Below are 20,877 nucleotides of genomic sequence, written 5' to 3'. Positions count from 1 at the left end.
TCCCTTTCACAGCAGGTTCACGGCCCGGTCGACCGCGTCGGCGACCGCGCCGTCCGGTGGATACAGAAGGGACCGGCCGATCACCAGACCCCGGACCGTGGGCAGGCTCAGCGCCTTCTGCCACTGCTGGTAGGACGCCTCCGCGTCGCCGCCGAGAATGAGCGCGGGCAGCGTGGTCGCCGCCATCACCCGCTCCATGTCCTCGACCACCGGCACCTTGAGCCAGGTGTACGCACTCGTGGTGCCCAGCCCGGCCGCCACGGTCACCGCGCGGGTCATCGCCTCGGCGGTCAGCTCGTTCTGGATCCGCCCGTCCACACGATGCGAGATGAACGGCTCCACCATCGCCATCACCTGCCGGGCGGCCAGCTCGCTGACCGCGTTGCCGCAGGCCTGCAGGGTGGCGACGGTCGACGGGTCCTGCGGGTCGATGCGCAGCAGCATCTTGCCGCCCTCGTAGCCGGCCGCGGCGATACTCTCCGCGTCGTACGCGGTGAACCGGTCGTCGATCTCGAACGCGGTGCCGGCCAGCCCGCCGCGGTTCATCGACCCGATCACCACCTTGTCGTCCAGGACGCCGAGCAGCAGCAGGTCCTCCAGGATGTCCGGAGTGCCGAGCACGCCGTTGACACCCGGCCGGGACAGCGCGACGGCGAGCCGGTCGAGCAGGTCGGCGCGGTTGGCCATGGCCATCGGGTCGGCGCCGGCCCGCAGCGCGCCGCGCGCCGGATGATCCGCCGCGATGATCATGAGGCGGCCGTGCGGGCCGAGCAGTGAGGTGGGGCGGCGGCGGACGGCGGCCGCCCGGGCGATCGCCTCGGGGCGGTTCACCCGGGCCTGGACCAGGTCACCGACGTCCGGCATGGGTGGCCTCCTGAAGCAGCTCGCGGACCTCGGCCTCGGTGGGCATGGCGTCGGCGCAGGACAGTCGCGAGGCGACGATGGCTCCGGCGGCGTTGGCGAAGCGCATCGTCGTCTCGAGATCCCAGCCGGCGAGCAGGCCGTGGCAGAGCGCCCCGCCGAAGCCGTCGCCGGCGCCGAGGCCGTTGAGCACCCGGACCCGGGCGGGCGGGACGGACACCCGCGTGCCGTGCTGGGAGGCGAGGACCCCGGCCGGGCCCTGTTTGACGACGGCGAGTTCGACGCCGGCGTCGTGCAGGGCGGCGGCGGCCTCCGCCGGGCGCCGCTGCCCGACGGCGGTCTCGGCCTCGTCGAGGTTGCCGACGGCGACGGTGGCGTACGGCAGGGCCTCGGCGTACCAGCGGCGGGCGTCCTCGCGATCCGGCCAGAACATCGGCCGGTAGTCGAGGTCGAAGATGGTGATGCCGCGCCGGTCGCGGTGGCGCAGCGCGGCGAGCGTCGCGGATCTCGACGGCTCCTGCGACAGCCCGGTCCCGGTGACCCAGAAGACGTCGGCCGCGGCGATCGCGTCGAGATCCAGCTCGGACTCGTAGATCTCCAGGTCCGGGGCCTTGGGCTGACGGTAGAAGTAGAGCGGGAAGTCGTCCGGCGGGAAGATCTCGCAGAACGCGATCGGGGTGGGCAGGCCGGCGACCGGGGTCACGAACCGGTCGTCGACGCCGAACCCGCGCAGCGCGTCGTGCAGGAATTCCCCGAACGGGTCGTCCCCGGTGCGGGTGATCACGGCGGTGCGCCGGCCGTACCGGGCCGCCGCGACCGCCACGTTGGACGGGCTGCCGCCGAGGAACTTCTCGAAGGTCCGGACCTCGCGCAGCGACACGCCGGCCTGCTGCGGATACAGATCTACCCCGATGCGTCCCATCGTGAGTACCTCGTCCGCGGGCATACGGGTTCCCCTCTGGATGCGGCGAGTGGAGACTGGAGATCAACACTGGGTGATCAATCGATAACCCTAGGTTCGTTAACGTCGATGTAATAACGTGAAGACTTCCCCGTCAATACTTTGTCCTGACAAACTCACAAAGACGCGCAGACCACAGGGGGACGTCGTGACCTCGGAACTGTCCGACCCAGGCAACCTTGTCCGCCGGGTCGATGTGGACCGGACCAGCCCCGTCCCGCTGTATTTCCAGGTCGCCACCCAGCTGCAGGAGCTCATCGAGTCCGGGGAGATCGGCGTCGGCGCCCGGATCGAGAACGAGGTCGATCTGGCCGAGCGGCTGCGGGTCTCCCGGCCGACCACCCGCCGCGCCATCCAGTACCTGGTGGAGCGCGGCATGCTGGTCCGCAAACGCGGCGTCGGCACGATCGTCGCCCACCCCAGCGTCCGCCGCCCGGTCGAGCTGTCCAGCCTCTACGACGACCTGGTGGCCGGCGACCGGGAACCGCGTACCGAGGTGCTCGACCTGCGCGTCACGCAGGCCTCCGACGCGATCGCGCAGGCCCTCCAGCTGCCGCCGGGCACCGAGATCACCTGGATCGAGCGCCTGCGCTACGCCTCCGGCGAGCCCCTGGCGCTGATGCGCAACGCCATCCCGCGCACCGTGCTGGAGCCGGCCCGCGAGGAACTCGCCGAGCACGGCCTCTACGTGCTGCTGCGCCGCGCCGGCCACGTGCCGCGGATCGCCACCCAGGTGATCGGCGCCCGCTCGGCGACGACCGCCGAGGCCCGCACGCTCGGCGAGCGACGCGGCGCGTCCCTGCTGACCATGACCCGCACCGCGTGGGACGCGGGCGGCCGCGCCCTGGAGTACGGCAGCCACGTCTACCGCGCGAGCCGCTACAGCTTCGAGATCAACCTTTCCGCCGGCTGAAGTGGCATCCGCCCGTCCTCGTGATCGACTCCGATCGGTAGCCTCTGCCCATGCCTGCCCGGGACGACGTGCACGACGAGATCCGTGTGACCGAGGTGCACGGCGACGTACGGGTCACCGGCGCCGCGCTGTCCACCCTGTCCATGCGGCAGGGCACCGCGAAGGGCGACGTCCGCATCCGCCGAAGCTCCATCACGGAGGACGTGGATTTCGAGGCGGCGACGCTGGAAGGCGACATCGTCTTCGACGATCTGGAAGTTCTCGGGTCGCTGCAGCTCAACAACAGCACCATCGCCGGCGATTTCCGGCTGAAGAACTGCACCTTCCGCAGCGAGTTCACCTTCGCGGGCGCGACCATCCGAGGCCGATTCGCCCTGCGGGACTCCCGATTTCTGGACCACGCCCTCCTGGAACACGCGACCGCGCAGGGCGAGCTGCAGGTGAGTGGCGTGGCGTTTCCGAGGGGAATCAGCTTTCGCCGCGGCGTGTGCCACGGCCCGGTCCGGATCGATCGGTCCGAGGCGACCGGCCTCGACTTCGCCGAGGCGACCTTCAACGACAGCCTGGACTTCACGGACGCGACCTTCGCGGACGACTTCGACCTCGACCGCGGCACGTATTTCGGACCGGTGACCTTCCGGCGCGTGGCGTTCACCGGCTCGGCGAGCCTCACCGCGGTCACCATGCTTGACACCGCTGACTTCACCGGTTGCACCTTCCACGGCGACGTGGAATACGACCGGGGAACCTACCAGGGTCGCATGCGGTTCGAGGACTGCTCCTTCGAACAGGAGGTCAGCTTCAGCCAGGCGCTGTTCCAGGACCACCTCCGCTTCAGCAATGTGACCTTTCACGGCCCGGTCACGTTCCAGGAGGGACTGTTCCGGTCGGCGGTCGTCTTCGAGGATGTCGTCTTCGAGGGCCCGGTCTTCTTCAACTTCGCGCACTTCCGGGGTGGCCTGGTTCTGGAACGGGTGACCTTCAGGAACGAGGCCCGTTTCGACATGGTGGCGGACTTCGTCACCCTCAAACGGGCCGTTCTCGGCGGCGCCAGCGCCATCGTCGTGGCCGGGGGCCGGATCTCGCTCGAGGAGTGCGTCTTCGACGGGCCGACGACGCTGGCCGGCCCGGGACGTGGCTCCGGGACGCCGAGGGGGCTGATCAGCGTCAAGGGATCAGACCTGACGAACCTGACGGTCACCGACATCGGCCTGCGGAGGTGCCGGCTCTCCGAGGGGCACAACCTGGACAAGATGATCATCGAGGATCCGGCGTTCTCCTTCGAGCGCACCCCGTGGACACGGCGCTGGACAGCGCGGCACGTGGTGCTCGAGGAAGTCCTGTACCGGGCTCTCGACGGCCCGGCCGGCCGGCGCGACGACTGGTCGCGCCTGCTGCCGCTGGGGACCGGCCGGTCCGGCGTCGATCCCCGGCGAGCCGCGCGGACCTACCGGGAACTCCGCAAAGGGCTGGAGGACAGCAAGAACGAGCCCGACGCCGCGGACTTCTACTACGGCGAGATGGAGATGCGGCGCGCGGCCGCACGCGGGCTGGAACGCCTTCTTCTCACCGCGTACTGGCTGACCTCGGGATACGCGCTGCGCGCCTCGCGCGCTCTGGCCTTTCTCGCTCTGCTCGTCGGCGTGTCGACCGCGGTGGTCGCCTGGGCCGGCTTCAGCCCGCCGTCGACTCCACCGGCGTACGTGGCCGCGATCGGCGCCCAGGGAACACCGCAGGCCTTCTGGATCACGCCCGCCGGTGAGCTCACCGCGCGACCGCCGGCGAAAGCCGCGAACGACTTCCGCTCCAATCTGCTCCCGGCACTCGTCTACTGCGCCGAGAGCGCTACGGTCGTCTTCCGGGGACCGGAACAGCGCACCACCACCCTGGTGGGGCGGTGGTGCCAGATCGTGCTCAGAATCCTCGGGCCGCTCCTTCTCGGCCTCGCGGCCCTGTCCCTGCGCGGCCGGGTCAAGCGCTAGGTGTAGCGATCAGCAGCCACCTAGGCGTGCCGGCGGCGGTTGCGCGAGGTGCGGTACTCGGCGACCACCAGTTCGGTCAGCTCCTCCAGGGACGTGTCGGTGGCCCGCTTGTCGAAGGTGATCTCGCCGTGCTGGAGCAGGTTGACCCGGTCGCACACGTCCAGGACCTGCGCGTAGTTGTGCGCGATGATGATGATCGACACCTCGCCGCGCTCCTTCAGGTCGCGGATCAGGTCGAGGATCAGCGTGCCCTCCTTGGCACCCATCGCGGCCAGGGGTTCGTCGAGCAGCAGGATCCGGGCGTCGGAGTAGACCGAGCGGGCCACCGCGATGGCCTGGCGCTGACCGCCGGAGAGCTTGGCCACCTCGACGGTGACGTCGGGCAGGTTGACGCCCATGTCGCGCAGGTGCTCCTCGGCGCGACGGCGCATGGCCCGGTTGTTCAGCAGCGGCCAGCGCACCAGCTCCCGGTTGAGGAACATGTTGTGATAGACGGAGAGCTCGTTGACCAGCGCCAGGTCCTGGTAGACGGTGTCGATGCCGAGCGAGCGGGCGTGATCGACGCTGCGCAGCACGACCTCGGTGCCGTCGACGACGATCTGCCCGGCGTCCGGCCGGTGGAACCCGCAGATGATCTTCATGAGGGTGGACTTGCCGGCGCCGTTGTCGCCGATCAGGCCGAGCACCTCCCCCTTGGCGACGTGCAGGTTGACGTCGCGCAGTGCGGTGAGCGCGCCGAACCGCTTCGCCACGCCGACCACCCGCAGCGCGTCGCCGGTCATCAGGTCCCCCCTGCTCGGCGTAGTCGGGACAGGTACTGGTTGGCGATCATCGAGACCAGGATGGCCAGGCCGAGGATCAGGTAGATGGTGTTGGCGCTGTAACCGATCAGGTTGAACCCGTTCTGCAGTTCGGCGAGGACCAGGGCGCCGAGGAACGCGCCGACGATGGTGCCGGAACCGCCGGCCAGTGCGGTGCCGCCGATGACCGCCGCCGAGATGGCGTAGAAGGTCAGGGTGGTGCCGCCGCCGATGTTCGGGTCGATCGTGTTGATCCGGAAGGCCTCCATGATGCCGACCAGGCCGCCGAGCGTACTGGTCACCATGAAGTTTCCGATCTTGATGCGGGAGGCCCGGATGCCGGCCTCGGTGGCGCCCACCGGGTTGCCGCCGACCGAGATGGTGTGCAGGCCCCACCGGGTCCGGGTGAGGATCACGTGGAAGATCGCCACGATGACGATCGCCCAGGTGATGCTCGCCCACGGGCCGGCGCCGAGCCAGGTCTGCCAGGTGCCCTTGGCCGGTTCCGGGATCGGCACCGGATAGGCGTGCGAGGTGATCAGCAGGATGCCCTGGACCGCGAAGAAGGTGCCCAGGGTGGTGACGAACGACGGCACCTTCAGCTTGGTGACGATCAGGCCGTTGACCAGACCGATGCCCGCCGAGATGAGCAGCGCCAGCAGCAGACCGACCAGGACCGGCTGGCCGTAGAAGTCGATCGCGAAGTGCAGCAGGAACGGGGCCAGCGCGGCCACGATGCCGACCGACAGGTCGATCTCGCCGCTGACCAGCAGCAGGACGATACCGACCGCGACGATCGCGACCGGTGCGGTGGCCTGCGCGATGTTCACCAGGTTGTTGCGGGTGAGGAACACCGGGCTGGCCCACCGGAAGTAGATCATCAACCCGAGCGCGACGAGCAGCACGCTCGCCTCCCGGCGGCGCAGGAAACCGTCCAGGACACGACGGCCCGCGGTCAGGGCCGGCCCGCGCCGGCCGGCCCTCACCTCGGCCACGGCCGGGTCAGCCATGGGGAATCGGCCCGGACCTCGGCACCAGCACCTGGTCGGTCGCCGAGCCCTGGTAGCGGGTCTTGGTGCTCTGGTACGGGGCCACGTTCTCCTTGGTGACGAACAGCAGACCGGTGTTGGTCTCACTGGGCGCCATCAGCCCGCCGGACAGCTTGTACAGGTAGAGATAGACGACGGGCAGGAAGCCCTGCAGGTAGGGCTGCTGGTCGATGGTGTAGTCCAGACTCCCCTCCTGGATGCCGGTCAGCGTCTCCGGGATCAGGTCGAATCCGCCGGCCACCTTCAGGCTCTTGGCCCGCATGTCGTACTTCTTGACGGTCTGCCCGACCGACGAGGTGGAGCCGGCGTCCACCGCGAGCATGCCGGCCAGGTTCTGGTGGCCCTGCGCGTACGCGTCGATGATCGACAACCCGCGGGTGACGTCGGCGTTCGTGGCGACCGCGGTGAACGTGACCGCCTTGCCGGAGTCCTTGATCGCCTGCTGCGCCCCGTCGATGCGCGGCTGGATGTTGAGCGCGCCCGGCGTGGCGATGAACCCGACCACCTCACCGGACTCCACCTGCTGCAACGCCCGCTGCCCGAGCGCGTAACCGGACTCGTACAGGCCCTGCCCGATGTAGGCCAGCCGGTTGGTGCCGGTGTCGGCGCGGGCCCCGTCGGCGTTGTACGACACCACCGGGATGCCCGCGTCGAGCGCCTGGTCGACCGGCCCGCGGAAGGCGTTCTGGTCCACCACCGCGATCGCGATCCCGTCGACCTTGGCGCTGATCGCGGTGTTCGTCGCGTTGACCATCTCGGCCACGATCGAGTTCTGCGACCCGGTCCACTGCGGTTTCTCGATGCCGAGCAGGGTGGCGGCGTCCTCCATGCCGTACTGCGTCGGGGTGAAGAACGGGTTGGTCGTCACGTGGTTGACGAAGGTGAACTTCCACTTCGGGGTCTCCGGGAAGTTGCCGGCGCCCCCGGTCGGCTCGTCGTCCTGCTGCGGTGAGCAGGCGCTCAGCAGGGCGCCCGCGGCCAGTGACGCGCTGAACAGCCCGGTCCCGGACAGCAGCCGGCGCCGCGTCACGGGGTTGAGGTCCAGCGTGTCGACGGCCTCCTCGACCTTGGGATGAATTCTGGACATGGATGCCTCTCAGCGGCTCACGCCGAACTGGTAGATCGTCGTGGACTGGTAGACCTCCCCCGGCCGCAGCACGGTCGACGGGAAGTTCGGGTGGTTCGGGGAGTCGGGGAAGTGCTGGGTCTCCAGGGCGAATCCGTCGCCCTGGCGGTAGGCGCGGCCGCTCGTGCCGTACAGGGTGCCGTCGAGGAAGTTCCCGCCGTAGAACTGCAGGCCGGGCTCGGTGGTACGGATACTGAGGGTGCGCCCGCTGTCCGGATCAGTCGCCCGGGCGGCGAAGCCCAGCCCCCGCTGCGGTTCGAGCACCCAGTTGTGGTCGTAACCGCGGCCGTACACGATCTGCTGGAAGTCGCTGCGGTTGCGCGCGCCGATCGGCGTCTGCCGGGTGAAGTCCATCGGCGTGCCGGCCACCGCGTCGATCGCGCCGGTCGGGATCAGGGTGGCGTCGACCGGCGTGTACCGGCGGGCGTTGATCCGCAGCAGGTGGTCGTCGATGGTGCCGGTGCCCTCACCGCCGAGGTTCCAGTAGGCGTGGTTGGTCAGGTTGACGATGGTCGCCCGGTCGGTGGTGGCGTGGTAGTCGATCCGGATCTCCTGCCTGGCGGTGACCGTGTAGGTGACCGTGGTGCGCAGGGTGCCCGGGTAGCCTTCCTCGCCGTGCGGGCTGGTGTAGGCGAGCCGCAGCCCGACGCTGTCCGGCCCGGTGACCGGGGTGGCGGCCCAGACCCGCTTGTCGAAGCCGACGTTGCCGCCGTGCAGGTGGTTGGGCGCGTTGTTGGTGGCCAGCCGGTAGGTGACACCGTCGAGCACGAACGTACCGTTCGCGATCCGGTTGCCGTACCGGCCGATGATGGCGCCGAAGTAGGGCGCGTTGTTGCTGTCCAGGTAGCCGTCGAGGTCGGCGAAGCCGAGGGTCACGTTGGCGAGCCGCCCGGTGCGGTCGGGCGTCTCGATGGTCTGCAGGATCCCGCCGTAGGTCAGGATCCGGACCCGCAGCCGGCCGTTGGTCAGCGTGTACCGCTCGACGCTGAGGCCGCCGGCGCTGCCGAAGGCCTCCTTGGTGATGGTGGGCTTCCCGCCGGCCTGCGACGTCGGCGCACCCAGCACGCCGACGATGATCATCATGAGCAGGACGGTGCCCGCGCGTATCAGTGCCGTCATCTCGTGCCTCGTCCCATAGGCGAAGCGCCACGCCGCCGCCGGCGTGGCGGACGGATCTCGGGTGAAAGGGCCCCGGCGGTGAGCGTTGCCGGAGCCGGTCGGCTCCGCGATCGGAACCGGCCCGGATACGAGTGCTGTCCCGGACCGTAGGCACTCCCATAGGCCAGCGTCAATCAGCTGATCGACGGCGGCGGATCAGATGATCCGGTCCCCGGGGCCGGTCGCTCGGAGGAGCGCTCCCAGTAGATGTGAGCGTTAACCTCCCGCGCGGCCGCATGGCGGTTCGGTGCTGTTCACCCATGGTGGTAAACGCGCCGCCTGGGGAATCCCGCTCAGCCGTTGCGGGGACGCCGGGCGACCGCCAGCAGGTGGGTGACGGGCCAGTCGAGTGGGCGACCGTCGAGGTCGGTCAGCGACGCGACCGGGGCGATCCGGTTCTCGATGATCCAGTCGTTGCGGATCGGGGCCGAGGCCGGGTCCAGCTCGAAGCCGACCTCGGTGAGCAGCTCGGACCACTCGGCGAAGGACAGGCCGCAGAACTGCTCCCTGGTCTCCGACAGCCAGTTGTCCACGTAGTCCTTGCGGGTCAGGAAGTCCATCGCGGCGCCCAGCTCGATGCGGACCGCGCCGTCGCCGACGGCCTCGAAGGTGAACGGGAACGCGAAGTCGGCCGCGAACTGGTCCAGCCGGGCCCGGGTGGACAGGCTTTCGACATACACCTTGACCTGCTCGGAAGAGAGACCGGCGAGATCCGGCCGGGCACCCGCGGGGTTGTCGCCGTCGGCGGTGGACAGGAGCAGGATCACCTCGCGGCGGCGGTCGTCGGGGCCGCACACGTCGCTGTTGATCCAGACGCCGCCGGGCGCCGTGTGGTCGAAGATCCGGCGGGCGAAGCGCAGCAGTGACTCCCGTTGCCGGCCGTAGGACCAGATCTCGTGGGTCAGCGCGAAGGTGAGCGTGGTCTCCACCGACCGGTCCGCGAAGATCGCGCCGCCGAGGACGTTGCGCTGGTAGAAGTACACGTTGGCGTTGCGGAACACGCCCTGGGCCTTCTTGTGCACGCACTCGGAGTACAGGTGACGCGCGACCTCGACGCCGATCAGGTCGCTCTCGTGCAGGCCGGGTTCCCGGTCGGCCAGTTCGAGCACGGCGCCGGCACCACAGCCGATGTCGACGATGCGGCCGGGCTGCACGTGCCGGCGTACCGCCGCCCATTTGCGCTCGGCGGCGTCGGCGAACGCCTCCACGTAGGTCCGGTAGTCGCGGGTGGCGGTGAGGCCGCCCTCGGCACCGACCAGCGGGTCGTTGACCACGGTGCGGACCGTGTCGACCAGCCGGTACCGCTCGTAGACGTCGACGGTGGCCGGATGGGCGAGCTTGCGCCAGGTCTCGTCGCCGGCGGCCAGCCGCAACAGCACGTCCCAGGGCCGCTCCGGCGTGGTGCGCAGGGTCGGATCGGCCTCGACCGGCGCGATCGGGAAGCCGAGCCGCTGGTAGAGCGCGGCGACCTCGGGCGTGGAGCAGGCCACGACGGTGTCCGCCGGGGTGAGATCAAGGCCGGTGGCGACGGCGATGGTCTTGAGGGTGACCTCGGCGAAGGCGTCGGTCGGCGCGGCGTCGAAGATCGGTACGACGAGCGAGCGCAGCCCGCCGAGCAGGCTGAACCGCTCGATCGCGGCTTCCCGCCGGTGGTACGGGACGGGGTTGCGCTTGGTGTTCTCGTGGTTGGCCGAGGTCACCGCCCACACGATCGTCCCGGCCTCGAAGCGGCTCAGGTATTCCGCCTGGAACCGGGTCAGCAGGTGGTGGCGCCCCGGGAAGAGCACGAAGCGCTGAGATGAGTGGATCGTGATCACCCCATGGTGTCGCCGGGCCAAGCCCATGATCCTACCGGCGCTGCGGCCGCACGTGCGACGACGGCGCGAAAGTAGGGTGGCTGCATGTCTGCGCCGCCGATGGATAAGTCACGCCTCGCGGGCATCTGCGCGGCGATCACCGAGTCCCGGATCTTCGAGATCTTCATCGTCACCGTGATCGGCCTCAACGCGGTGGTCCTCGGTCTGGAGACCTACCCGCATCTGGGTGCCGCCGGCCCGCCGCTGCACTGGATGGAGTACTTCTTCCGCGCCGTCTTCGTCACCGAGATCGCGGTGCGGATCCTGGCGCACGGCAACCGGCCGCAGGACTTCTTCAAGCACGGCTGGAACGTCTTCGACTTCGTGGTGATCGCGCTGGCCTTCTTCCCCGGCCTGCACGGCGACTCGCCCGCTCTCCGCGTGATCCGCATCGCCCGGGTGCTGCGCCTGGTCCGCTTCTCCCCCGGCCTGCGCACCATCGTGACCGCGCTGCTGCGCAGCCTGCCCGGCGTCGGCGGCTTCCTGGCGCTGGCCCTGGTCACCCTCTACGTGTACGGGATGGCCGGCTGGCTGATCTTCGGCACCGCCCAGCCCGAGCAGTACGGCAACATCGGCCGGGCCGTGCTCACCCTGTTCGTCCTGCTGTCGCTGGAGACCCTGCCGGACCTGATCCAGCAGGGCCTCGAGCTGTCACCGTGGACCCTCGTCTACTACGTGAGCTACGTGCTGATCACGGTGAACCTGCTGCTCAACATCTTGATCGCGGTCATCGTGAACTCCATGGAAGAGGCCCGCCGCCTGGAGATGACCGAGCACCTGGCCACCGACGAGGACCGCGACGGCATCCCCGACGAGATCGACCGGATCATGATCAGTCAGCGGCTGGACGACCTGCGGTCTCTGATCGCCGAGCTGGAGCAGGATCTGCGCATCGACCGCGAGGAGGGCCGGACGGTTCCGTCAGTGTCGCGGCGGTGAGCGGAAGGCGTCGAGGTGGCGCCCGAGCCAGCCGGCGAAGCCGCGTGCCGGGCGCCCGAGCACCCGCTGCACGTCCGGGCTGATCCGCACCTCGGCGGCAGTGGGCCGGCCGAGGATGTCCAGGGTTCCGTCGGCGACCGGTTCCGGCATGAACGTCAGCATCTGGCGGCGCGCCTCGGCCGGCGTCTGCTCGGTGAACTCCACCGCTTCACCGAGCGCGTCCGCGATCGCGGCGACCCGCTGGCGCGGGGTGCTCAGTTCCGGGCCGGTCAGCTCGTACACCTGCCCGGTGTGCCGCGGCTCGCGCAGCGCGGCCGCCGCGACCTCGGCGATGTCGCCGGGGTCCACCACCGGCAGCCCGACGTCGCCGAACGGCGCGGCCACCCCGCGCCGGTTCCGCACGCTCTCCGCCCACGCGAACGCGTTCGAGGCGAACCCGCCCGGCCGCAGCACCACCCACTCCATGCCGGACTGGCGCACGGCGTCCTCCAGCGCCCGCAGCGGCGCGTGCGACGGCGACGCCGGCCGGGTTCCGGCCGCCTGCGAGGACAGCAGCACCACCCGGCGCACACCGCCCGCTTTCACCACGTCGAGGATGGCCGGTGCGTCCAGGTGCGCGCCGGCACCGGAGACGAGCAGGAAGAACCCCTGCGCGCCTCGCACCACCTCCCGCAGACTCTCCGGATCGGTGAGGTCGGCGCGATCGGGCTCCGGCGCGTGGCGCGACACCGCGCGTACCCGTTCACCGGCACCGGTCAGCGCCCGCACCAGCGGCCGGCCCACGTTTCCGGTAGCCCCCGTAACCACGTACATCTCTGGCTCCTGCCGTCGTTCGGACAACGTGGAGCGACGCTAACACCCTGGATATAGTAGGTACCTACAGGAAAGTGACTATCCTCAGGGAGCGACCGTGACCGATCCGGAACAGGCCTGCCCGATCGCTCCGGTGGTCGACATCGTGTTCAGCCGGTGGACCACGCCGATCCTGTGGACGCTCCACGAGTTCGGCCGGCAGCGCTTCGTCGAGCTGGAGCGGCGCATCACCACGATCACGCCGAAGGTGCTCACCCAGCGCCTGCGCCAGCTGGAACGCGACGGCCTGATCACCCGCACCTACCACCCCGAGGTCCCGCCCCGGGTGGAGTACGAGATCAGCGACCTCGGCCGCAGCCTGGCCCCGCTCTTCGCCGGCCTGGCCACCTGGGCCGCCGAGAAGCTGCCCGAGGTCGACCGGGCCCGCGAGTCCTACGACGCGGCCAGGTCCAAGGTCTGATCCGCGATCGCCGCCTCGGCCGCGTCGTGGCTGGCCAGGATCACCGCCGCGCCCGCGCGGACGCGCTCGGCGAACACCTCGTGGACCTGCTGCCGGCTGGTCACGTCGAGGGCGACCGTGGGCTCGTCGAGCACGTAGACGTCGGCGTCCTGCACCAGGGTCTGGGCGAGCAGGGTGCGCTGCCGCTGCCCGCCGGACAGTTCCCGTAGCCGCCGTCGCGCCAGGTGGGCGATGTCCAGGCGCTCCATCATCTCCGCGACCCGGGTCCGGTCGGTACGGCCCAGCAGCCGGCGCGGCGTGAACCGCCCGATCCGTACGCACTCGGCGACGGTCAGCGGTAACCCGTCGATGCCGCTGGTGCGCTGCGGCAGCAGGGCGACCCGGCTGCCCGCCGCACGGCGGACGCTGCCCTCGCTCGGCCGCTCGACGCCCGCCAGCAGATGCAACAGGGTGCTCTTGCCACAGCCGTTGGCGCCGGTCACCGCCAGCGTCGTCGCGGCTTCGACGCGCAGGTTCACCCCGCGCAGGACGGTCACGCCGGAGTACCGGAAGCCCACCTGATCAGCGATCAACACCCCTTAACGATAACGGTTTTCATAACCAGTACGCTCACCGGGGTGATGTTCGAACCCTTCACCGTGTCCTTCGTCGCCCGCGCACTGACCGGCGGCGTACTGCTGGCCGCGGTCTGCGCCCTGGTCGGCGTCTGGGTGATCGCCCGCGGCATGACCTTCCTCGGCGAGGCGATGAGCCACGGCATGCTGCCTGGCGTCGCGATCGCCTCGATCGTCGGCGGCAACCTCGTCGTCGGTGCCGCCGCCAGCGCGCTGGCCATGGCCGTCGGCGTGAACGCGCTGCGCGACAGCCGCGAGTTCGGCCGCGACACCAGCATCGGCCTGCTGTTCGTCGGCATGCTCTCGGCCGGCGTCATCGTCGTCTCGCACTCCCGGTCGTTCGCCACCGACCTCACCGCGTTCCTGTTCGGCGACGTACTGGCGATCCGGGAGGACGGCCTGCTGCTGCTCGCCGGCGCTGTCGTCCTGGTCGCGGCGGTCACGGTCGTCTGCTACCGGCCGTTTCTGGCACTCACCTTCGACGACCGCAAGGCCCACACGCTCGGGCTGCGCCCCGGCCTGGCCAACGCGGTGATGCTCGTGCTGCTCACGATCACGATGGCGGTCGCGTTCAGCGTCGTCGGCACGCTGCTCGCCTTCGGCATGCTCATCGCCCCGTCCGCCGCGGCACTGCTGGTCGCCCGCCGGCTGCCGGCCGTGATGCTCGCCGCCTTCGTGATCGGCTCGGCCGCCACCGTGATCGGCCTGTGGATCTCCTGGTACGCGGCCACCGCCGCCGGAGCCACCATCGCCGCCGTCGCGGTCTGCCTGTTCTTCGTGATCCTGGGCGCGCGCCGGGCCACCACCGCGGTGCTGCGGCACCGCACCGGAACCGCCTAGTTCGAAAGGAATCCCGTGCTCATGAAGAGAACCAGCGTGGCGGCGCTCTGCGTCGCGCTCGCCCTGTCCGCCTGCGGCTCACCACCGCCCGAGGAGCAGCCGCACGGCTATGTCGAAGGCGCCGAGGAGTCACCCGAGGCGCAGCCGGCCATCGCGTACGCGGCCCGCGGCTCGCACCGGCTGCACCTGCTCGACCTGGCTACCGAGTCGCCCTCGGCCATCGAGCTGAGCATCGGCGCGCAGCAGGTCAGCGAGGACGGCCGGTTCGTCTACGTCACCGACGGCGACCGGCGGCTGGAGATCGTCGACAGCGGCGTGTGGACGGTCGATCACACCGACCACGTCCACTACTACCGCGCACCGGCCCGCTCACTCGGCACGCTCACCTTCGACACGAAGATCGCGACCGTCACCGGGTTCGGGGCACACACCACGATCGGCACCGCCGACGGGCGGATCCGGGTCCTCGACCGCCGCCGGCTCGAAGCCGGCCGGCTCGTCGAGCTCGCGCGGATCACCGCCGGTGGCACGGGACCGCTCGCTCTCCCGTACGCCGATGGTCTTTTGATCGGAATGGGCGGCGAGCGCATCGTCGCCACCGACGCGCACGGCCGCGAAAGCGGCGCCTTGACCGCGCCGTGCCGGGCGCCGCGCGATGCGGTGGTCCTGCGCGGTGGCGCGATCTTCGCTTGCGACAATCATTGGGTACGCGTGAAGCACGGCAACCCGCTCTCCGCGACGATCCTCGCGTCACCACGCCCGCCCGGCTCGCATGTCCGATTCGGATACCGCCCGCGCAGCAACGAGGCCGCGCTCGCCGGCCACACCGGCGTCTGGTCGGTCAACGCCGCCAAGGCCACCCTGCGGCACGTGCCGTCCGCCGGTCGCCGGATCACCGCGGCCGCCTCCCCGGCGGACGGCCGCACCGTGCTCGCCCTCGACGCCTCCGGCGCCCTGCTCAGCTACGACCTCGGCACCGGCAAGATCCTCGCGCAGGCGCACGTGCCCGCGACGAGCCTGACCGTCGACGTCAACCGCGCCTACCTGTCGTCGCCGCGGGAGCGGGTGATCCGCGAGATCGACTACCGGGACGGGTTACGGACCGCCCGCACCCTGCGCACCGCCGAGCAGCCCGATCTCATGGTGGAGGTCGGCCGGTGAACAGAGCGCTGGCGTCCCTCGCCCTCGTCGCCGGGCTGCTGACCGGCTGCACCTCGCCCGAGAACGCCCACATCGTGGTGACCACGAACATCCTCGGTGACGTCGTCACCGAGATCGCCGGTGACCAGGCCCGGGTCAGCGTCCTGATGAAGCCGGACGCCGACCCGCACTCGTTCGCCGTCTCAGCGCGTGAGGCGCACCGCATGCAGACCGCCGACCTGGTCGTCTACAACGGCCTGGGGCTCGAGGAAGGCGTCCTGCACCACGTCGCGGCCGCTTCCGCGGAAGGGGTGCCCACCGTCGAGGTGGGCGCGCGCGTCGAACCGATGGAGTACCGCGACGGCGACGCCGCCGGGCTGCCCGACCCGCACTTCTGGACCGATCCGGCCCGGGTCGTCACCGCGGTACGGCTGCTGGCCGACGAGATCATCACGCATGTGGACGGGGTGGACGCTCTTGTCGTCCGGCGACGCGCGGACGCGTACGCCGCTCAGGTCAGCGACCTGGACGCGCAGCTGACGGCCCGGTTCGCAGCGATCCCGGCGCATCGCCGGGTCCTGGTCACCAACCATCACGTCTTCGGCTACCTGGCCGACCGCTACCGCCTCACGGTGATCGGCGCGATCATCCCGAGCGGCACCACCCTCGCGTCACCGAGCGCGTCCGACCTGGCGTCGCTGGTGACAGCCGTCCGCACCCATCGGGTGCCCGCGATCTTCGCGGACACCGCGCAGCCGGCGCGCCTCGCGCGGGTCCTCGCTGACGAAGCCGGCATCGACGTACGCGTGATCGGCCTGTACTCCGAATCGCTCAGCGCCGAAGCCCCGAGCTATCTGGCGATGATGCGCTTCAACACCACGGCGATCCTCGGCGGCCTGTCCGCCTGACCCTCCCGGACCACCCGCCACCGGGCTACTGTACGGTCCTAATTGAAAATGGTTTTCGTTTTCGAAACTTGGGGAGACTTCCTTGAACCGACACGCCCTCCGCGGCCTCGCGGCCCTCGCCGCCGCCTCACTGACCCTCTCCGCCTGCGCCAACGACGCCGGCACCTCGCCGGCCGCGTCCACTTCGTCCACCGCCACCGAACCGGTCGCGATCACCTACGACGGCGGCATCTACGTCCTCGACGGCGAAACCCTGAAGGTCACCCACAACGTCACCCTCGCCGGCTTCAACCGGATCAACCCGGCCGGCGACGACAGCAACGTCGTCGTCTCCACCGAAGCCGGATTCCAGGTGCTCGACGCGGCCGCCGGCAAGATGACCGACATCAGCTACCCCGGCGCCAAGCCCGGCCACGTCGTGCTGCACGGCGACCGCACCATCCTGTTCACCGACGGCACCGGCGAGGTGCACAGCTTCAACCCCGCCGACCTGGCCGCCGGAAAACCACAGGGCCGCCAGTACAAGACCGCCCAGCCGCACCACGGCGTAGCCGTCGAACTCGCCGACGGCACCCTCGTGGTCACCCTCGGCACCGAGGAGGACCGCCCGGGCGCCATCGCCCTCGACAAGGACGGCAAGGAGATCGCCCGCAGCGAGCAGTGCCCCGGCGTCCATGGCGAAGCGGTCGCCCAGGGTGAGGTCGTCGGGCTCGGCTGCAAGGACGGCGTGCTGCTGTACAAGAACGGCGCCTTCGTCAAGGTCAAGGGCGACCGGGCGTACAGCGCGGTCGGCACCCAGGCCGGTAGCGACGCCTCCCCTGTCCTGCTCGGCGATTACAAGATCGACTCGGATGCCGAGCGGGAGTTCCCCACGCAGTTCTCCCTGATCGACACGGCGGCCGCCACCCTGAAGGTCGTGCCGATGCCCGCCGGCGTCAGTTACAGCTTCCGGTCGCTGGGCCGCGGGCCGAAGGGCGAAGGACTGATCCTCGGCACCGACGGCAAGCTGCACGTGGTGGACCCGGCGGCCGGCAAGATCGCCAACTCGTGGCCGGTCGTCGGCGCCTGGACGGAGCCGGTGGACTGGCAGCAGCCGCGTCCGGCCCTGTTCGTCCGTGGTGGGGACGCCTACATCACCGAGCCGGCCACCAAGAAGGTCCACCAGGTTGAGCTGGCCACCGGCAAGATCTCCGGCTCCGTGACGCTCGACGCCGTCCCCAACGAGATCAGCGGGGCGATGTCGGCGCACTGAGGCCCCCCGCTCGGGGCTCTCTGACTCCCCTCGGAGAGCCCCGACACCACCCCTTAGGCATCCTAGGAACCTAGCTGGATAGATGCGCGGTCAATGCGAGAGCGGCCTGGGGATACGGATGCCGGCGGCACGGAGCTCGTTCTCGAACAGCGCGGTCAGCCGCGCCGCGGCCGGCGTCGGCTCTTCGCCGTGGTGAGCGATCAGCGTGTACCGGGTCGCGGCCTCGGTGCGAGCTTGCAGGCCGGTCACTGTTCTCAGCAGCGCGGGGTTGGCGAGGTATTGCTCGGCCGCGGCGGTGGCGAGTTCGGCGATGCGGGGATCGTCCGGTTCCCAGGCCGCGGCCTCGGCCGCACGCCTGGTCAACGTGACGAGCCGGGTGTCTTGCAGGGCGTGTTCGAAGTGGGTGAGGTAGTCGTCGAAGCCTTCCGGAACCAGCGCCTTGGCCAGCACCCAGCCGTCCCTGGTGGCGGCCACCTCGTCCGCCGAGAACCCGAGGCCGGGCATCCGCTCCAGCAGTGCCGCGGCACGATCGGGGAGCAGGGTACGGTCGCCGTCGGCGAGCCGGTGCAGCGTGTCACGTCGCGCGGTCAACTCCTCGATCCGTTCGGTGAGCTGCCGCTCGACGTCGCTGAGCGCGGTGGCGAACCGCTCGGCGTCGGCGTCGAGCATGGGACCGATCCCGGCCAGCGGCACCCCGGCCTCGGCCAGCGTCCGGACCTGCACGAGCCGCAACAGGTCGGCCGATCCGTACCGCCGGTAGCCGGAGCTGTCGCGTTCCGGCTCCTCGGCCAGGCCGAGCTTGTGGTAGTGCCGCACCGTCTTGACCGTGACGCCGACGAACGCCGCCGCCTGCCCGATCGTGACTCCGTTCCGCATCCGCTCAGCCTGCCCCGTGATCCACGCCGGACTCAACCGCCGAAGAACTCGTCGACGAGCCGCTGCTGGGCGGTCAGGAATGCTGCCCCGATGGACAGGCCGGCGTCGTCGACGCAGTTCAGCGTGGCGGTGAGGGTCTTGCGGCCGTCGGGTGTGCTGTACATCAGCGCCGCGTGGCCGACGGCGGCGCCGTTGTGCGAGATGAGGGTGCCGCCGCCGTCGGTGGTCACCACGAAAACGCCCAGGCCGTAGTCCATGTTCGGGATGCCGGTCGGGTGCGGGGCGCACATCTGGGCCAGCAGCGGTGCCGGCAGGAGCTCGCCGCCCAGCAGCGCGGAGATGAACGTGTGCAGATCGCGGGTCGTGGAGATCATGTCACCGCCGGTGGAGATCCAGGACGGGTTCTGGCGGGTGACGTCGACGGTCACGTCACCGTGGCGGTAGTAGGCGTGGGCGTACGGCTCGGGAAGCTCCGGCGAGGCGTCCGGCACCACGGTCCCGGACAGCCCGAGCGGCCCGATGATCAGCCGCCGCATCTCGTCGGCGTACGAGCGGCCGGTGACCTTCTCGACCAGCAGCCGAGCGAGGACGTAGTTGGTGTTGGAGTAGCTCCAGCCCGTACCCGGTTCGAACCGCGCCGGCCGGGCCAGCGCCAGCCGGACCAGGTCCTCCGGCCGGTAGGTCTTGAACCGGCCGTCCAGCCACTCCTGGCCCGTGGTGCCATAGGGAATCGGGATCCCCGGCGCGATCGTCCCGTCCGGGTAGACCTCGCCGGTGAAGTTGAAGACGCCGCTGGTGTGCTGCAACAGCATCCGCACCGTGATCCGCTCGTCCACCTCGTACCCGGTCAGGTGCTTGGCGACCGGGTCGTCCAGCCCGAACCTGCCCTCGGCCACCAGCCGCAGGACGAGAGTCGCGGTGAACGTCTTGGTGTTGCTGCCGATGCGGTGATGCCCGTCGACCGGCGGCTTCGCGGCCCCACCCAGCTCGGCCGCCCCGGCGCTGCCGGCCCACTCACCCCGTTCGTCGTGCACGCGCAGCGAGACACCGACAAACCCGGAGCCGACGATCATCTCGATCGCTTCCCGCAACCCCGGGCGCTCGGCCGTGGTCTTGTCGTGGTCGGAAAAGGCGATGGACATGGCGGTTGCTCCTTGAGGTCTGTGCTGTCCGGCCGGCGTCGTGCCGCTGCGACGAGCTTCGGCCCTGACCCAAGGTCAACCTCAACCATGACCTGGCTCACAGCTGCCCCCGCCGGATGGCGGGGTGTTCCCGCCGCCTGGCGGACCGCCTCCCGCGACGGGCCCACGAAAATGAGTGACAACGTCGATCTCCCGGAGGCCCATTCGTGACGACCATCCCGCCGCCCTTCGACCCCGAGCTGGCCGCCGCGCTCGATGTGATCGGTGAGCGCCTGCCGCCCTCGTTGACCGCCGAGATGATCCAGCCCATGCGCGACGGCGCGCTGCTCGGTGACCCGACCGACGAGGATCTCTCGCGTGGTGGCGCGTTCACCGTCGCCCGGCGCATGGTGCCCGGGCCGGCCGGTGCGCCGGACATCGAGTTGCTCGTTCTGACGCCGGCCGGCGCGCGGACCGCCCTGCCGGGGATCTACCACACCCACGGCGGCGGCATGATCCTCGGCAACAACCGCAGCGGCGTCGACGGCCCGCAGGACTGGGCCACCGAAGTGCCGGCGGTGATCGTCTCCGTCGAGTACCGGCTGGCACCGGAACATCCGCACCCGGCTCCGGTCGAGGACTGTTACGCGGGTCTGGTGTGGACGGCCGAGCACGCCGCGGAACTCGGCATCGACCCGCAGCGCCTGATCGTGGCGGGCGGGAGCGCGGGCGGCGGACTGACCGCGGCGCTGGCGTTGCTCGCCCGGGACCGCGGTGGGCCCGCGCTGGCCGGGCAGATGCTGCTCTGCCCGATGATCGACGACCGGAACGACACCCCGTCGGCGGTACAGATGGCCGGGCGCGGCGTGTGGGACCGAACCTCGAACGAGACCGGCTGGACCGCCCTGCTCGGCGCGGACCGGGGCGGGCCGGACGTGTCACCGTACGCGGCTCCGGCCCGTGCCACCGACCTGTCCGGCCTGCCGCCGGCGTTCATCGACGTCGGCTCGGCGGAGACGTTCCGCGACGAGGACGTGACCTACGCCAGCCGGATCTGGCAGGCCGGCGGCCAGGCCGAGCTGCACGTCTGGGCCGGCGGGTTCCACGGGTTCGACGGGCTGGCACCCCAGGCCGCCGTCTCACAGGAGGCCCGGGCGGCCCGCGTACGCTGGCTGCGCCGCCTCCTCGGCGCCTAGCCGCCGGCGGCG

Annotated in this window: 20 protein-coding genes; 9 read left to right on the top strand and 11 right to left on the bottom strand. The window is 70.4% G+C overall.

Annotation, left to right across the window (positions count from 1 at the left end; all coding sequences use genetic code 11):
* Positions 1 to 6 precede the first annotated feature (6 nt).
* Positions 7 to 864 carry a Cgl0159 family (beta/alpha)8-fold protein gene (locus tag I4J89_RS08205; RefSeq protein ID WP_196413232.1) on the bottom strand — a complete coding sequence of 286 codons (858 nt, stop codon included), beginning with the start codon at positions 862 to 864 and terminating at the stop codon, positions 7 to 9.
* Positions 848 to 1,783 (bottom strand): 5-dehydro-2-deoxygluconokinase, encoded by a 936-nt coding sequence (gene iolC / locus I4J89_RS08200; protein WP_230858501.1) that lies wholly within the window; start codon positions 1,781 to 1,783, stop codon positions 848 to 850. Before iolC ends, I4J89_RS08205 begins: the two co-directional genes overlap by 17 nt.
* 187 nt (positions 1,784 to 1,970) lie before the next feature.
* Between iolC and I4J89_RS08195 the strand changes: the two genes are divergently transcribed.
* Both I4J89_RS08195 and I4J89_RS08190 read left to right on the top strand, forming a co-directional pair.
* Positions 1,971 to 2,735 carry a GntR family transcriptional regulator gene (locus I4J89_RS08195; RefSeq protein WP_196413230.1) on the top strand — a complete coding sequence of 255 codons (765 nt, stop codon included), beginning with the start codon at positions 1,971 to 1,973 and terminating at the stop codon, positions 2,733 to 2,735.
* Between the two features lie 50 nt (positions 2,736 to 2,785).
* Positions 2,786 to 4,717, top strand: coding sequence for a pentapeptide repeat-containing protein (locus tag I4J89_RS08190; protein ID WP_196413229.1), 1,932 nt, complete (start codon positions 2,786 to 2,788; stop codon positions 4,715 to 4,717).
* A gap of 20 nt (positions 4,718 to 4,737) precedes the next feature.
* Here I4J89_RS08190 and I4J89_RS08185 read toward each other — a convergent pair whose 3' ends face one another.
* The 5 genes from I4J89_RS08185 to I4J89_RS08165 all read right to left on the bottom strand — a co-directional run bounded on the left by I4J89_RS08185 (position 4,738) and on the right by I4J89_RS08165 (position 10,688).
* Complete coding sequence (locus I4J89_RS08185) at positions 4,738 to 5,499, bottom strand: ATP-binding cassette domain-containing protein (RefSeq protein WP_196413228.1); 762 nt, start codon at positions 5,497 to 5,499, stop codon at positions 4,738 to 4,740.
* Positions 5,499 to 6,527, bottom strand: coding sequence for an ABC transporter permease (locus tag I4J89_RS08180; RefSeq protein ID WP_196413227.1), 1,029 nt, complete (start codon positions 6,525 to 6,527; stop codon positions 5,499 to 5,501). The genes I4J89_RS08185 and I4J89_RS08180 overlap by 1 nt, the downstream gene beginning before the upstream one ends.
* On the bottom strand, positions 6,520 to 7,653 hold the full coding sequence (locus tag I4J89_RS08175; RefSeq protein ID WP_196413226.1) for a sugar ABC transporter substrate-binding protein: 1,134 nt from the start codon (positions 7,651 to 7,653) through the stop codon (positions 6,520 to 6,522). The genes I4J89_RS08180 and I4J89_RS08175 overlap by 8 nt, the downstream gene beginning before the upstream one ends.
* 9 nt (positions 7,654 to 7,662) lie before the next feature.
* Positions 7,663 to 8,811, bottom strand: a complete 1,149-nt coding sequence (locus I4J89_RS08170; protein WP_196413225.1) for an aldose epimerase family protein — start codon at positions 8,809 to 8,811, stop codon at positions 7,663 to 7,665.
* Between the two features lie 332 nt (positions 8,812 to 9,143).
* Complete coding sequence (locus I4J89_RS08165) at positions 9,144 to 10,688, bottom strand: class I SAM-dependent methyltransferase (protein ID WP_230858500.1); 1,545 nt, start codon at positions 10,686 to 10,688, stop codon at positions 9,144 to 9,146.
* Positions 10,689 to 10,751: 63 nt separating this feature from the next.
* Between I4J89_RS08165 and I4J89_RS08160 the strand changes: the two genes are divergently transcribed.
* Complete coding sequence (locus tag I4J89_RS08160; protein WP_196413223.1) at positions 10,752 to 11,645, top strand: ion transporter; 894 nt, start codon at positions 10,752 to 10,754, stop codon at positions 11,643 to 11,645.
* Here I4J89_RS08160 and I4J89_RS08155 read toward each other — a convergent pair.
* The gene (locus I4J89_RS08155; protein WP_196413222.1) at positions 11,628 to 12,458 is read right to left on the bottom strand and encodes an SDR family oxidoreductase; all 831 of its coding nucleotides are present in this window, start codon (positions 12,456 to 12,458) and stop codon (positions 11,628 to 11,630) included. The two genes, I4J89_RS08160 and I4J89_RS08155, sit on opposite strands and share 18 nt — an antisense overlap.
* A gap of 97 nt (positions 12,459 to 12,555) precedes the next feature.
* Here I4J89_RS08155 and I4J89_RS08150 point away from each other — a divergent pair, with 97 nt between their 5' ends.
* On the top strand, positions 12,556 to 12,918 hold the full coding sequence (locus tag I4J89_RS08150) for a winged helix-turn-helix transcriptional regulator (RefSeq protein WP_196413221.1): 363 nt from the start codon (positions 12,556 to 12,558) through the stop codon (positions 12,916 to 12,918).
* Here I4J89_RS08150 and aztA read toward each other — a convergent pair.
* Positions 12,891 to 13,493, bottom strand: coding sequence for a zinc ABC transporter ATP-binding protein AztA (aztA, locus tag I4J89_RS08145; RefSeq protein ID WP_196413220.1), 603 nt, complete (start codon positions 13,491 to 13,493; stop codon positions 12,891 to 12,893). The two genes, I4J89_RS08150 and aztA, sit on opposite strands and share 28 nt — an antisense overlap.
* Positions 13,494 to 13,538: 45 nt before the next feature.
* Here aztA and aztB point away from each other — a divergent pair, with 45 nt between their 5' ends.
* The 4 genes from aztB (at position 13,539) to aztD (ending at position 17,672) form a co-directional block, all read left to right on the top strand.
* On the top strand, positions 13,539 to 14,372 hold the full coding sequence (aztB, locus tag I4J89_RS08140) for a zinc ABC transporter permease AztB (RefSeq protein ID WP_196413370.1): 834 nt from the start codon (positions 13,539 to 13,541) through the stop codon (positions 14,370 to 14,372).
* A 21-nt stretch (positions 14,373 to 14,393) separates the two neighbouring features.
* Positions 14,394 to 15,533, top strand: coding sequence for a hypothetical protein (locus tag I4J89_RS08135; RefSeq protein ID WP_196413219.1), 1,140 nt, complete (start codon positions 14,394 to 14,396; stop codon positions 15,531 to 15,533).
* The gene (aztC, locus tag I4J89_RS08130) at positions 15,530 to 16,420 is read left to right on the top strand and encodes a zinc ABC transporter substrate-binding protein AztC (protein ID WP_196413218.1); all 891 of its coding nucleotides are present in this window, start codon (positions 15,530 to 15,532) and stop codon (positions 16,418 to 16,420) included. The genes I4J89_RS08135 and aztC overlap by 4 nt, the downstream gene beginning before the upstream one ends.
* An 82-nt stretch (positions 16,421 to 16,502) precedes the next feature.
* Positions 16,503 to 17,672, top strand: coding sequence for a zinc metallochaperone AztD (gene aztD, locus I4J89_RS08125; RefSeq protein ID WP_196413217.1), 1,170 nt, complete (start codon positions 16,503 to 16,505; stop codon positions 17,670 to 17,672).
* Positions 17,673 to 17,762: 90 nt separating this feature from the next.
* Here the strand turns inward: aztD and I4J89_RS08120 are convergent, their stop codons facing one another.
* Positions 17,763 to 18,548: a MerR family transcriptional regulator gene (locus I4J89_RS08120; RefSeq protein WP_196413216.1), complete on the bottom strand. Its 786-nt coding sequence runs from the start codon at positions 18,546 to 18,548 to the stop codon at positions 17,763 to 17,765.
* 32 nt (positions 18,549 to 18,580) lie between these two features.
* Positions 18,581 to 19,690 (bottom strand): serine hydrolase domain-containing protein, encoded by a 1,110-nt coding sequence (locus I4J89_RS08115; RefSeq protein WP_196413215.1) that lies wholly within the window; start codon positions 19,688 to 19,690, stop codon positions 18,581 to 18,583.
* A 206-nt stretch (positions 19,691 to 19,896) separates the two neighbouring features.
* On the opposite strand from I4J89_RS08115, the gene I4J89_RS08110 reads away from it, so the two are divergent.
* Positions 19,897 to 20,865 carry an alpha/beta hydrolase gene (locus tag I4J89_RS08110; protein ID WP_196413214.1) on the top strand — a complete coding sequence of 323 codons (969 nt, stop codon included), beginning with the start codon at positions 19,897 to 19,899 and terminating at the stop codon, positions 20,863 to 20,865.
* The last annotated feature ends 12 nt before the right edge of the window (positions 20,866 to 20,877 follow it).

The organism is Actinoplanes aureus, from assembly GCF_015704865.1.
GTDB classification, from domain to species: Bacteria; Actinomycetota; Actinomycetes; order Mycobacteriales; family Micromonosporaceae; genus Actinoplanes; species Actinoplanes aureus.
Note: the sequence above shows the minus strand (reverse complement) of the source record. Positions and strands in the feature narration are given on the sequence as shown.